Source organism: Bdellovibrio bacteriovorus HD100, assembly GCF_000196175.1.
Taxonomy (GTDB): domain Bacteria; phylum Bdellovibrionota; class Bdellovibrionia; order Bdellovibrionales; family Bdellovibrionaceae; genus Bdellovibrio; species Bdellovibrio bacteriovorus.
Genome location: NC_005363.1, coordinates 1,488,257 through 1,501,374 on the forward strand (window position 1 = coordinate 1,488,257; position 13,118 = coordinate 1,501,374).

General features: G+C 51.6%; 10 protein-coding genes. 9 read left to right on the plus strand and 1 reads right to left on the minus strand.

The window, feature by feature from the left end; genetic code table 11:
* Positions 1 to 17 precede the first annotated feature (17 nt).
* From BD_RS07100 to BD_RS07140, 9 genes are all read left to right on the plus strand, one after another.
* Positions 18 to 821, plus strand: a complete 804-nt coding sequence (locus BD_RS07100) for an SH3 domain-containing protein (RefSeq protein ID WP_050792905.1) — start codon at positions 18 to 20, stop codon at positions 819 to 821.
* Positions 822 to 901: 80 nt separating this feature from the next.
* Positions 902 to 1,477: a hypothetical protein gene (locus BD_RS07105; protein WP_011164044.1), complete on the plus strand. Its 576-nt coding sequence runs from the start codon at positions 902 to 904 to the stop codon at positions 1,475 to 1,477.
* Positions 1,478 to 1,501: 24 nt separating this feature from the next.
* Positions 1,502 to 3,382 carry a DNA mismatch repair endonuclease MutL gene (gene mutL, locus BD_RS07110; protein WP_011164045.1) on the plus strand — a complete coding sequence of 627 codons (1,881 nt, stop codon included), beginning with the start codon at positions 1,502 to 1,504 and terminating at the stop codon, positions 3,380 to 3,382.
* Positions 3,382 to 4,308, plus strand: a complete 927-nt coding sequence (gene miaA, locus BD_RS07115; RefSeq protein ID WP_011164046.1) for a tRNA (adenosine(37)-N6)-dimethylallyltransferase MiaA — start codon at positions 3,382 to 3,384, stop codon at positions 4,306 to 4,308. Before mutL ends, miaA begins: the two co-directional genes overlap by 1 nt.
* A gap of 36 nt (positions 4,309 to 4,344) precedes the next feature.
* The gene (locus BD_RS07120; protein ID WP_011164047.1) at positions 4,345 to 5,223 is read left to right on the plus strand and encodes a YicC/YloC family endoribonuclease; all 879 of its coding nucleotides are present in this window, start codon (positions 4,345 to 4,347) and stop codon (positions 5,221 to 5,223) included.
* Positions 5,224 to 5,225: 2 nt separating this feature from the next.
* A complete protein-coding gene (gmk, locus tag BD_RS07125) occupies positions 5,226 to 5,783 on the plus strand; it encodes a guanylate kinase (protein WP_038448884.1) in 558 nt (185 codons plus the stop codon).
* A 35-nt stretch (positions 5,784 to 5,818) separates the two neighbouring features.
* Positions 5,819 to 6,058 (plus strand): DNA-directed RNA polymerase subunit omega, encoded by a 240-nt coding sequence (rpoZ, locus tag BD_RS07130; RefSeq protein ID WP_011164049.1) that lies wholly within the window; start codon positions 5,819 to 5,821, stop codon positions 6,056 to 6,058.
* A gap of 131 nt (positions 6,059 to 6,189) precedes the next feature.
* The gene (locus BD_RS07135) at positions 6,190 to 8,406 is read left to right on the plus strand and encodes a RelA/SpoT family protein (protein ID WP_011164050.1); all 2,217 of its coding nucleotides are present in this window, start codon (positions 6,190 to 6,192) and stop codon (positions 8,404 to 8,406) included.
* The gene (locus BD_RS07140; RefSeq protein WP_231839309.1) at positions 8,393 to 10,987 is read left to right on the plus strand and encodes an ATP-binding protein; all 2,595 of its coding nucleotides are present in this window, start codon (positions 8,393 to 8,395) and stop codon (positions 10,985 to 10,987) included. The genes BD_RS07135 and BD_RS07140 overlap by 14 nt, the downstream gene beginning before the upstream one ends.
* Here BD_RS07140 and BD_RS07145 read toward each other — a convergent pair whose 3' ends face one another.
* Positions 10,988 to 13,117 (minus strand): TonB-dependent receptor, encoded by a 2,130-nt coding sequence (locus tag BD_RS07145; RefSeq protein ID WP_011164052.1) that lies wholly within the window; start codon positions 13,115 to 13,117, stop codon positions 10,988 to 10,990.
* Position 13,118 lies beyond the last annotated feature (1 nt).

The window sequence follows — 13,118 nt, forward strand, 5'->3', positions numbered from 1 at the left end:
CAGCGCTGCTGCTCTTGATGTTCTTTCTGTTTCCTGTCAGTTTGTGGGCGCAAGCCCAGCAGGCGACGGTGATTCTGGATGGCGCCCTGGTGTATCAGGACGCCGACTTTGATGCGCCGGTCATCACCACTTTGAAAATCGGTTCTGTTTTTAATATCTCCACAAACAAAAAAGGTCCGTTCTATAAGATCCGTCTGAAACCCGGTCATCTGGGGTGGATTTCCGACACGGATATCAAACCGGGCATTATCAAAATTCCCAAGCCGGAGCAGGTCAAGCTGAGCGAAGCCAAGGAAGAGAAAAAGAAAAGGCCTTTCTTTGCCACCCGTTATCGCGGCCCGGTTCTGCAGATGACGAATTTCACTGAAGACACGCTAAGAGAAGAGCGCACTGACAGCCTGTTGTTCTATGGAGTGAAGTTCAACGGCTTTAACACGCTTTTCAGCGGCGAGATCTACACGGACGCCAATATCTTGTTCCACTTCGGTGCGCCCTCGTACTACGAGGACTATACCAAAAAAGCCGCTGACGGTTTTATCTTCATGACGGACTTTACTTTCCAGACAGTCATCCCCCAGGGCAAAAATTTTATTTACTACTATGGTTTTGGTCCGATGTTTAGGTATTCACACTTCAATATCGATGTGCCCAGCAACGGCGAAACTTTAAGTTATTCCGCCGATGATATGACTCTCGGAGCGGTGATCGATCTGGGAATTGGCGCCCGCCTGGGCGGCATGTCCTTACGAACCAATGCGAAATACTACTGGGAACGAACCAAATACTTCGCTTTCGGCCTGAATCTGGGCTGGGATTTTTAACGCGCAGCTTCGGAAAAAGTAAGCTGGTACCTTTTGTGGAAGCGAGGTGTTATGAAGGCGCTTCTTAGAGGGGGCTCTTTGTGCGTTTGGCTGCATTGTTTTTTGTCATTCTTTTTAGTTCTGTTTCTTTTGCGGGTGGGGACATTGAGCCTTACTTCGAGGCTTTGAAAAATTCCGGTGCTAATTTTGAACCTGACGGCACTGTTTGTGAGGAAATTGCCCGTCTTGAAGTCACCAAAGAATTTGGTGATGCTTATGAAGTGACCACCGGGGTGGAATACAGCCTGGGGGAAGACACTTTAGGAGAGCTTGATGTGGTGGTGTTTGAGAAATCCACGCATAAAGTCGTTCTGGTGGCCGAGGTGAAGTGCTGGAAGAATCTGCAGCAGGCCATGGATAAGCTGAAAGCTCAGCGTGACCGTTTTACATGGAATTTGACCAAACACGCCAATCACATTCAGTTTCAGCCGGATACAGGTCTGAACTTCCGTGTGGAGGACTTCCAGGGGCCGTTTAAATTCCGCGCTATTTCTCAGTTTGGCGGTCTTAAAAAGGGCTTTGATCAAGAGATCCAACTGACCTTGACCGAGGTCAAACAACTGCGCTCCAAACTGCTGAAATGTCAGGCTTGGGGCGAGTGTCTGCGCCCACAATAGTCCTTTGACTTGAGGGGGGAGCTCATGCAAATTCCCCCTATGTCGATCCAGATTTTATCCCCTGAAGTTGTTGACCAAATCGCCGCGGGCGAGGTGGTGGAGCGTCCTGCTCATCTCGTCAAAGAACTTGTGGAAAACAGCATCGATGCCGGCGCCACCCGCGTGCACGTGGAATTCTACGACGGCGGCCGCATCGTCAAGGTGATCGACAACGGCAAGGGGATGTCCCCGGAAGATTTGCCCAAATCCCTGGAACGATTCGCAACCAGCAAAATCTCAAAAACCGATGACCTGTGGTCTTTGCGCACTTTCGGTTTCCGCGGCGAAGCTTTGGCCAGTATCGCCTCTGTCAGCAAGCTGACACTGACTTCGCGTCGTGCCGGGGATGAACAGGCCCATCAGCTGATCAGTGAATACGGAAAAAGAAAAGAGATCGACAAAGTCGGCGGCTCGCAAGGCACGACCATCCTGATTGAAAACCTTTTCGACAACACTCCGGCGCGTTTGAAATTCCTGAAGTCTGATTCGGCTGAAAACTCGGCGATCAAGACGACCTTGAAGGCGATGGCCTTGTCTCATTACGATGTCGAGTTCCGCATTCAGGAAAACGGCAAGCTTGTGGCGTTCTGGCCGGCGTGTAAATCCCGCAAGGACCGTGTTGAACAAATTCTTGAAATCAAACCTCTGTTCGAAGGCGAAGCTTCCCGCGAAAACGTGAAGGCCTATGCGGTGTTTGCCGATCCTCATAACGTCGCCAAGACTTCAAAAAATATCTGGCTGTTTGCGCAAAATCGCTGGATCCAGGATCGCAGTCTGCAGGCGGCCGTGAACGAAGCCTATCGCAGTCTTCTGATGCACGGAGAATATCCGATTGCCGCCGTGTGGGTGGAAGTGGATCCGGACTGTGTGGATGTGAACATTCACCCGACAAAATCCCAGGTGAAATTCCAGGATCCGTCCCTGGCATTCCGTGCTGTGGCGGCGGCTTTGCGTGGCACGCTGGAGCAGGCACCCTGGATCAAACGCTCGGATGTGGCAACGCAGAATGTGACCATGCCGCTTACGCAGAACTCTTCTGAGGAGTTTAAATCCACTGACGGGCTTCCGAACTTTGCTTCGCAACCCATGCCTCAGCAGAATCTGCGCTTCCAGGACAATTCTTTGGAAGTGACTCAGTTCCAGAAAAAAGAATTCAGCTTCCCGGCGTCCAGTTTTCCGGTCTCATCATTGCAGCAGCCGCAGACCACTTATCAGGCCCTGGCTGAGTCGGCGGCTCAGCGTGAATCCTTTGCTCCGAAAGCGGAGGAGGCTTCACTGGGTTACTGGTCTTCTTTGGAGGTTCTGGGGCAGGCGAATTTGACTTACATCGTGACTCAGTCCAGAGACAAGCTGGTGTTCGTGGATCAGCACGCCGCTCACGAGCGTGTGGTGTTTGAAAAACTGATGAATGCCTGGAAGGGTGGGAAGGTTGATATTCAAGACTTCCTGTTCCCCCTGGCGATTGATATGTCTCCGGAAAAAGTCGAAGGTCTTTTGACCATGGCCAAAGAAATGGAACGCCTGGGTGTTTTCATTGAAGCTTTGGGTCCGGGCACGGTTGGTGTTAAAGCCGCCCCGTTGATGATCAAAGAATCCAGCCTCAGCGGTGTTTTGGACAAGATGGCGACCGAGATCGTGGATCAGGGCGGCAGTTATTCTTTGGAAAGAACTGTGGGCGACATTTGTGCCACGATGGCGTGCCATTCCGTGGTGCGGGCAGGGCAGTCTTTAAGTCCGGATCAGATGCGCAGTCTGCTTCGTGACATGGACATGTTCCCGCTTTCAAGCTTCTGTCCTCACGGTCGCCCGGTCAGTGTGGAGTACCCGTACTACAAGCTGGAAAAAGATTTCGGACGAATAGTTTAATGGCGAAAAGGCATGTGATTTTTGTTGTCGGCTCCACGGCCACCGGGAAATCCGAGTGGGCGCTGAAGCTTGCGCAAGAATTCAACGGCGTCATCGTCAATTGTGATTCGGTTCAGCTGTATAAGAAACTGGATATCGGTTCGGCCAAACCCAGCAAGGCAGAGCAGGCCTTGGTGCCGCACTATCTGCTGGATTATGTAAATCCGCCGGAAGAAATGACGGCCGGGAATTACTGCCGTGATTTTTACGCCATTCTAGAAGAGATCCCCGCCGACAAGCCGGTGTTTGTGGTGGGCGGTACTGGTTTTTATTTTATGGCCATTGAAAAGGGCATGTATCCGGTGATCCCGGTCCCGGTAGAAATTCAGGCCCAGGTGGCCCTTGAGCTTGAAACTGAAGAAGGCGCCATCCGCCTGCACGCCGAAATGATGAAGGCCGATCCTGAATACGGCGCCAAGATTCATCTGGCAGATCGCTATCGTATCGGGCGGGCGATTGAACTGATTCGCAGCCAGGGAAAAAGTGTCACGCAGATTCAAGCCGAATTTGAGTCCCAGCGAAAGCCGTTCCCGTTTCCGCTGTTGAAGATCGGTCCGAGTTGGGATCGCGAAGTGCTGCGCGAACGCATCGGGCAGCGCGTGGAAAAGATGCTCGCTGCCGGATTGATTGAAGAGGTTCAGGGGCTTCTCGATGAAGGTCTGGCTTCATGGGCACCGATCAGCAGTGTGGGCTATAAAGAGACACTCGAATATCTGCGTGGGGGAATAAGTCTTTCGCAGCTGCAGGAAGAGATCACGACAAACACTCACCAGCTCGCCAAAAGACAGAGAACTTGGTTTCAGCGAGACAAAGACATTCAGTGGTTCGATGGGGCCTCGGGTTTTGCTGAGGTTCGAACCGTGGTCGAGAAATTTCTCAAACCTTGACCCTGATTCGGTGGAAAGCCGAGAATAGAGGTAATTATGAAAAGCATGACTGGGTACGGCACCGCAAGAGTTCAGACTAAAGACGTCACTGTGGAAGTGAGCATCCGTTCCGTGAACGGACGTTTCCTGGAGCCACGTTTTCACCTGCCTCGTGAATTTGTTTCTTATGAAGGGGAGTTGAAGAAGATTCTGAGTGGAACCCTTCATCGTGGCACGGTGGATGTTTTCGTTTCCCGCCGTGTGAAGAACACGGCCAGCAAGGCGCAGATGACCGTGAACGATGCCTTGGCCAAGAAATACATGTCCGCTTATAAGCATCTTTCCAAAGAGTTGGGCGTGCCCTTTAATGTTCACCTTGAGGTGGTGGCAAGACTGCCTGAAATCATCAAAGTTGAAGAAACCTATGAGCTTTTCACTGGTGAAGACAAGATTCTGAAAAAAGCATTCACCGAAGCTTGTTCCAACTGCGACAAGGAACGCGCCCGCGAAGGCAAATCCCTGCAAAAGGATCTGCAAAAACTGCTGGTGGCTCTGGAAAAACAAGTGAAGATTATCAGTGAGTTGCGTGGCGAAGCCAATGCGCAACTTCAGGACCGTTACGAGCAAAAAGTTCGTGCGCGCCTTAAAGGCAGTGAAATCGATTCCGCCCGTTTGTCCCAGGAAATCGTGATTCAGCTGGAAAAAGCCGACATCAACGAAGAGCTGAGCCGTCTTGCGGAACACATCAAGAACTACCGTCAGTTGGTGGGCTCGGTCACCGCTGAAGGTAAAAAGCTGGATTTCTATACCCAGGAATTGCTGCGTGAGGTGAATACCATTGGGTCAAAGTCTCAGGTAGCCAAGATCACTGCGGCTGTGGTAGAAGCAAAAACCCTTATTGAAAGACTTAGAGAACAGGTTCAAAACGTTCAGTAATTATGAAAACTCGCATGATTATCGTCGCCGCTCCAAGTGGCGCAGGAAAAAGCAGCTTTGTCGAAAGGATCACCCGGGAGGATTCCCGATTGGTGGATATCGTCACTTTCACAACGCGCTCTATCCGCCAGGGAGAGACGCCGGGTCTGCAGTACAATTTCATTGATCATGCTGATTTTGAACAGAAGATCAAAGAGGGCTTCTTTGTGGAGTGGGCGAAGGTTCACACCAATTTCTATGGAACCTCATATTCGTCCCTGGAAACAGCCTGGAATCAGGGTAAAACCGCCATTATGGACATCGACATCCAGGGTGTGGCGACCTTTAAGTCCAAGTTCCCGGACGCTAAAACCGTCTTTATCCATCCCCCGAGTATTGACGAGCTGCGTCGTCGCATTGAAAAGCGCGATGGCAAGGTCCCTGCGGACATTGAAGTTCGTATGGCCAATGCCGAAAAGGAGATCCGTGAGGCCTCCAAGTTCGATTATCAGATCGTCAACGACGTGTTTGAGAAATCCTATGGGGAATTTAAGAAAATCGTTGAAGATTTGCTAGCTTAGCTGTAATTTGGCCTGATCTATTTGCTGGAGGCGTAATGGCTCGTGTAACCGTTGAAGATTGCTTGGAAAAAGTACCTAACAGATTTGCCCTTGTTTTGATGGTTGCAAAACGTGCGAAGCAACTTCTGAAAGGTGCAGAAGCGACAGTTTCCACTCGTAGCAACAAGTACATCGTAAGCTCCCTGCGTGAAGTTGCGATGGGCAACGTGGGCTACCAGGACAGCCTGGATGCAAACGAAGCTATCCGTCAGATCGAAAAGGATCTGAACAAGTAATCACATTAAAGGCGCAAGCCCCATTTATGTGAACCCAATGAAGGGAGGCGGAAGTCTCCCTTTTTGCGTTTTCTGGACGCCTGTAATTCTTCGTTGGACACCCCTCTGGGGTCAGGTAAGCTATAGGGAATATGTTTAATTTCCTGAAAGAGGATGGCTTAACCAACAAGCCGGTCAAAACAGTCGACGATCTGCTGGCGCGCATTCGAGTCTATTATCCGAATGCAGATCTCAAAATTATTGAGAAGGCCTATTCATTCTCTGAGAAAATGCACGAAGGCCAAATCCGCCGCAGCGGTGAACCTTACATTTCTCATCCTCTTTCGGTTGCCGCAATCTTGGCGGACTTCCATTTGGATCTGGACACCATTGCCACCGGTCTTCTGCATGACACCGTTGAAGACACCGCGGCCACGCTGGAAGACATTCGCCGCGAGTTCGGTGATGTGATCGCGCACCTGGTGGACGGGGTGACCAAGATCGGTCAGATGAAGTTCAAGAACAGCCACGAAAAGCAGGGTGAAAACATCCGCAAAATGATCGTGGCCATGGGTAAAGACGTGCGCGTCGTTCTGGTGAAGCTGGCTGATCGCCTTCACAACATGCGAACTTTGAATTTCATGCCGTTTGAAAAACAAGAGCGCATCGCTCTTGAAACATTGGAAATCTATTGTCCGCTGGCAGGGCGCATGGGTATCAGTGCGCTGAAGATTGAGCTGGAAGACCTGTGCTTCCGTTACTATCGCCCGGACATGTACTATGAACTTGTCCAGCAGATTAAAAAGACCGAAGCCGAGCAGAATAGATATATCGAGGAAGTGAAGCATCTGATCGGAAAAGAACTGACCAAAGCCGGCTTCCGTTATGAAGTCTATGGGCGTTCCAAACACTTGTGGTCCATCTACCGAAAAATGCAATCCCGTAACATCGACTACGATCAGGTATACGATGTTCTGGCATTCCGTGTGCTGGTTGAATCCGTGGCGGAATGTTATGCCGCTCTGGGGCTGGTCCACTCGCTGTGGAAGCCGATCCCGGGTCGTTTTAAAGACTTCATCGCGATGCCCAAGGCCAATAACTATCAGTCCCTGCACACGACCGTCATGGGCCCGGGCGGGGAGCGCATCGAGATTCAAATCCGTACCAGTGAAATGCATCTGGTTGCGGAAAAAGGTATCGCCGCTCACTGGAAGTACAAAGAGCGCGGCAAGATGATGGACGACGGTGATTTGCAGCAGGCCAACTGGCTGCGTGATCTGGTGTCGTGGCATCAGAACGTGCGCAATCCTGACGAATTCCTGGACACCGTCAAAACGGATTTGTTCGAAACTGAAATTTACGTTTTCACTCCGACCGGAGATGTTCGTGAATTCCCTGAAGGGGCCACCCCGGTGGACTTTGCCTTCGCGGTTCACACGGAGCTTGGCAACCGCATTGTCGGGGCCCGCGTGAACGGCAAAATGGTGCCGCTGAAATATCAGCTGCAAAACGGGGACACAGTCGAAGTTGTCACTTCCAAAACCCAGGTGCCTTCCAAGGACTGGTTGAAATTTGTCGTTACCAATAAAGCCAAATCCAAAATCCGCGCCTTCGTCAAAGAAGAGCAGCGCCGTCGTGCGATCATGCTGGGTAAAGAACTGGTGGAAAAAGAATTCCGCAAGTTCGGCATGGCTGCCGTGAAGTATCTGAAAGGCCCGGCCTTTGAAGCCTATCTGAAGGACCACGGCCTGGCGGATCTGGATGAGTTGTACGTGACCGTGGGTTACGGAAAACTTGAAACGCGCATTCTGGTGGAAAGACTTTCCCCGGAAAATATCGCCAAAGAAGCGGCCAAAACCGAAGACACGACCTTTATGGAAAGAGTCATGCGTGCCGCGACTCAAAAAACACGCAAGACCAATTCCCTTATCAGTGTGGACGGCATGGATGACGTGCTGGTGCACTATGCAAAATGCTGTCATCCGATCCCGGGGGATCCGATCGTGGGCTTTATCAGCCGTGGCCGTGGTATCTCCATTCACCGCAGCGACTGCCGCAAGGCTTTTGAATTCGATCAGCTTCGCAAAGTCGATGTGACCTGGAATGTGAAACAAGCCGGAGAAGGCCAGGAGCGCATTGTGCGCCTGAAGATCATCTCCCAGGACGTGCCGGGATTGCTAAAACTGATGTCAGAAGCCTTTGCCCAGCAGGGGATCAATATTCAGTCAGCCCAGATCCGCACGACCAAGGATAAAAAAGCCGTGTGTAACTTCGAGGTCAGCGTTCAGAATGCGAGCCAGTTGAACCAGGCGGTGTTTGAAATCCAGAAGATCAAGGGGATCATTGGGGTCACCCGTGTTATTCACTAACATCAGGAAGAATCTGCATTTCCTGATGGCTCTGTCCGTGCTGGGCATCGCCTCCATCGTGATTTTCGGATGGATTCTGCGGGACCCGGCTCTGATTCAAATTCGACCTGACTTTGCCCCGATGGTGATCAACACGGCATTGGGGCTGGCCGCTCTGGCCATGGCTCTTCTTTTTTCGGAAGGGCGCTTTCTACGAATTTCCTTTTTCTCTTCGCTGTTTGCCTTTTTATTGGGGACGATCAACCTGCTTCAGTATCTGACCGGTATTGATCTGGGCATTGATCAGGCCTTGGTAGAGCCATTTTACAGTGTGGGGGTGGCGTCGCCGGGGCGCATGTCCATAAGCACATCGGTTTGTATGTTGCTGTTAGGCGTGATGGGTGTGGTGTCGGGTCGTTCTTATGCCCGCCGGATGGTGCGAATCACGATCAGTTCTTTGGTGCTTGGGTTTAGTATACTGGGTTTTCTGGGGTACTTCCTGAACTTCAGTTCAGAGTACGGGTGGGGGGCAATCTCCCGCATGGCGATTCATACCTCGCTGTCCTTCGTTCTGCTGTCATTGGCGCACATTTTACAGTTGCGCCGCTCGGTGCGTGATGAAGAATCCGGTCGATCTGCCGTTGTGCCTTTGTATGTGGTTATGATCGGAGTTCTGACGGCGGTGGGTATCTGGCAGCTGTTGTTGCTGAAGGATATCGAAAGAAACCGCAGCATCACTTTGATTCGTGCTGAAAGTTTCCGCAGCAAGCTGGATGGAACATTTATTCCCCTTGAAAAAGCCCTGCAGCACATGTCCCGTCGCATGGCCGTGGGGGCCTATCGTGATGAATCTGTGTGGCGTATGGATGCTCAGTTTTACTACGAGGAATTCAAAGGCATCCGTCGAATTGCGTGGGCGGATCAGAATCTGCTGTTGCGCTGGCTGTATCCAATGGACGACTTCAGCCGAAATATCCGCAACACCACCATGGGGCGTTCGGCTGAAATCAGACGCAGTTTGGATATGGCTCGCGAGTCCCATCAATCCCGCATTTCTCGCGTGATTGACATGAAATCCGGCGGGCGTGGTTTTGCGCTGCTGGTGCCGGTTTATAAGAACACAGAGTTTGCGGGAATTCTCAGTGCCGGGATCGAGATTCAGACTTTCCTGGATCGTTTTGCGCGCATTGAAAGTTATCATGTGGCCATTTATGAGGACGGGCAGGAGGTCTACCGCAGTTCAGACTGGGATCCTGTGTTGTCGCGGGACTGGCTGACGCGCATCCATTATACCAATATGGGTGTGGATTGGGCGATCGTCTTTGCACCTTCTACCAGAGCCATTCGCAGCAATACATCGGCGCTGCCTTCGGTGGTGCTGGTTTTTGCCGTGGGTATTTCCGTTTTGCTGGGGCTGTCGCTCAGCTTTTACAACCGCTCCGATGAAATGCGCAAACGGGCGCGGGCTGTGGCGGACTGGAAGTCGGCGGCGATGGATGCGACTCCGTTGATGATGATTTCCTTTGATGAACACGGTATTGTTCGGGAGATGAATCGCTCAGCGGAAGAAAAGACCGGCTGGAAGACCGAAGAGATCGCTGGAAAAGAGCACCCGTTCATCTTCCATGACCCACAGGACGTGGAGCTGATGCGGCTCAGACTTGAAAGCGCACTGAAGCGTCCGGTTGAGCTGGGCGTTGATTTCTTCGAAGCCATGTTTGAAGCCGGCTTTAACACCGCTTCAGAGTGGACGTACGTGAATCGCAATGGTTCCCGCTTCCTTGGGCAGTTGTTCGTCGGAAAAGTCTTTGGTGAAAACGGGGACACGACGGGCTATCTGGCGGTTGTTGAGGACGTCACCCAAAAGCGTCAGCGGGAAAAACAGATCAAGGAGCAGGAAGACAAGATCATCGCCAGCGCACGCCTGGCCTCGTTGGGTGAAATGGCAGCCGGCATCGCCCACGAGATCAACAATCCTTTGACCATCATCAATGGTCACGTCGGTGTTTTACGCCGCCTGCTGGGGGCCCGGGGGCTTGCCACGGACATTGAAGTGCAAAAGCGCGTTGAAGTCGTCGAAAACACCACCCAGCGCATCGCCAAGATCGTCAAAGGTTTGCGCTATTATTCCCGGGATTCTGATCCAGGTGATATGGAATGGGTGACAGTGGATGCCATCATTGATGACACACTGGCGTTTTGTTCAGACAAGTTCCGGCATGAAGGGGTGGACCTGATTGCACGTCTGGAGCCGAACTTGAAGGTGTATGTGCGGCCGTATCAGATTTCCCAGGTGCTGTTGAATCTATTGAATAATGCGGCGGATGCCGTTCAGTCGGTCAACACCCGTAAGGTGGTGGTTGAAGCCAAAGGCGTGAAGGACGGTGTCGAGATTTCAATTTCCGATTCCGGTCCGGGAGTGCCAGCGTTTCTGCGCGATAAAATCATGGAGCCCTTCTTCACGACCAAAGAGGTCGGCATGGGGGTCGGTCTGGGATTGAGCATTTCAGAGGGGATCGTGCGATCTCATGAAGGCAGATTTTATCTGGATACGGAAGCCAGCCAAACAAGATTTGTGGTCTGGCTTCCTGCTAAACACTAACTACCAGAAATAATTCAGGCGCAGACCCAGCTCTCGAGGTGAGTTGACCTGGTTGTAGCTGACGGACTGACCGCCAATGGAACTTGTGCGGTCATAGATCACATAACGGGTGTCAAGCACGTTGCGCACGTACAAATCCACATTCATGCTCCATGCAGCCAAAGAATACTGCCCCAGCAAATCCAGATAGAACTGTTCCGGTGAATCCATGGTGTTTTCCGCATTGCCATAGGACTTGCTCAAGTATCTGAAGATACCTGCGGCATTCCAGTCCTGGCTGATCTGATAGCCATAAGACAGGCGACCGGTCCAGTTGGGTGCAAACGGGAATTCATTGTCGGTGTAGTCCTTGGTGCCATTCACAAAATCTTTGAAGCGGGTTTTTACATAACCAGCCCCCAGATTGAACTCATGGCGGGACGCCGGTTTCCAGTTGATCTCGGCTTCCGCTCCGTACAGCTCCGAGCTGGCAGCATTGACCACTTGGGTGTCAAACGGGTCGTTTGAAAGTTGCACCATCACCTGCTGGTCTTTCCAGTCCGTATAGAATGCCGCCGAGCTGAAGTTCCAGTTGGAAGCGGCATATTTGTAAGACAGCTCATAGTTGCCGGTTTTTTCCGGATCGTAGGTGTCCACACGAACGCGCTTGCGGTTGATGGACAAACCACCCGTGCGATAGCCTTCGGTGTAAGAGATCCCGTAGCTGTGCTGATCTTGAGTCAGCATGTAAGCCACTTTTGGAAGCAGGATGGAGTTGTTGTCCTCGTCTTCGTAGCTGCCAGTCACGCTGTCCAGATAGGCATCCACTGCGGCGTTGGTGCCGGCCCCCAGATTCTGCTTGCGGGTGGCGGTGACGTCAGCTCCGTATTTGTTTTTCACGAACTCGTAGCGCAGCCCCAGATTGATGGACTGATTTTCAGTGAATTTCCACAGGTAAGAATCAAACAGGGCAAATACCGTGCGGTATTTGTCAGTCACCTGACTTGAAGCTACGGGCGTGAAAACAGAGACTGAAAGCGGGTACAGGATGTCGAAGCGGGCGTCGTCCTTCAGATAGTAGTCATGCGCATGGAAGCCCAGGACGTTCTTTAGTTTTTCGTTCTGGAACTTCAAAAGGTTTTCCACGCTGACAAAGCGGTCGTTGTGTTCTTCCGTACGAACACCCGCGGTTGGGTTGGCCGTGCCATCCGCATCGCTGGTTTCGTCGTTTTTCGCCTGGGAATAGGCGCCGATAACCTCATTGGTCCATTGGTCATTCAATTTGACGAAATAGCGCAGGCTTGTTTGCTGGTTGCCGGTTTTGCTTTCAAAGTCCACGTCCTCGTTAACTTCATAGTCAAACGGGTTGGCACTTTGAACGTAGTTTCCACCAGTTTCATTTTGCATGATCTTGGTGTTCCAGCGAACATAATCGGTTTCATTGATTTTGTAGGTCAGATCCAGACCCAGATGGTCTTTGGATTTTCCGCCCCATTTGTTGTTGTCAGTCTTGATATTTTTGATGAAACCATCATCCTGTTCGTGATTCACAGAAACACGGCTCAGCAGTTTTCCTTCCAGCCACACGTTGTTGGTCATCACACCCGCTTCAATGCGGTTGAAGCTGCCATAGCCAAGCTTGGCTGCTCCTTCGGTCTGATCCCCAGGTTTGTTATGGAAAAGCAAAATGCTGCCGGCCAAAGAGTTCACACCTTGTGTGGTGGACTGAGGGCCGCGGTACACTTCCACCTGCTGGGAATCCCACAGCTCAAAGCTGCCCGCTTTGATCGCAAGGTCGGTCTGGAAAACATCATCCACCAAGATAGAAGACAGATTGTCTTTCTGGAAGCCCGTCACGCCGGTGTTGTTCACACCACGGATACTGAAGCTGTCGTCGTTTTTGTTGATGGAAACGTTGGGAACCGCATTCAGGGCCTGGATGGAATCAGACTGAATTGGGGAGTCCAGCTCACGGCTGGGAACCACAGAAATACTTTCGGTGCTTTCCTGATAGGATTTGTTTTCCTTGGACCCTTGAACCTGCACGGCCTCCAGAGTGGAGGCTTCTTGAGCGGAAGCCTCTTCTGTGGCTGGAGTTTGAGCGTTCAGAATCAGCGGAAAGACGGTCAGAAGTGTGATGATGCGTTTCATG

What these genes read in the sequence shown, in the direction of transcription:
- BD_RS07100 (WP_050792905.1), top strand. Translation starts at nt 18, where the DNA reads ATGTTCTTTCTGTTTCCTGTCAGTTTGTGGGCGCAAGCCCAGCAGGCG.
- mutL (WP_011164045.1), top strand. Translation starts at nt 1,502, where the DNA reads ATGCAAATTCCCCCTATGTCGATCCAGATTTTATCCCCTGAAGTTGTT.
- miaA (WP_011164046.1), top strand. Translation starts at nt 3,382, where the DNA reads ATGGCGAAAAGGCATGTGATTTTTGTTGTCGGCTCCACGGCCACCGGG.
- BD_RS07120 (WP_011164047.1), top strand. Translation starts at nt 4,345, where the DNA reads ATGAAAAGCATGACTGGGTACGGCACCGCAAGAGTTCAGACTAAAGAC.
- gmk (WP_038448884.1), top strand. Translation starts at nt 5,226, where the DNA reads ATGAAAACTCGCATGATTATCGTCGCCGCTCCAAGTGGCGCAGGAAAA.
- rpoZ (WP_011164049.1), top strand. Translation starts at nt 5,819, where the DNA reads ATGGCTCGTGTAACCGTTGAAGATTGCTTGGAAAAAGTACCTAACAGA.
- BD_RS07135 (WP_011164050.1), top strand. Translation starts at nt 6,190, where the DNA reads ATGTTTAATTTCCTGAAAGAGGATGGCTTAACCAACAAGCCGGTCAAA.
- BD_RS07145 (WP_011164052.1), bottom strand. Translation starts at nt 13,117, where the DNA reads ATGAAACGCATCATCACACTTCTGACCGTCTTTCCGCTGATTCTGAAC.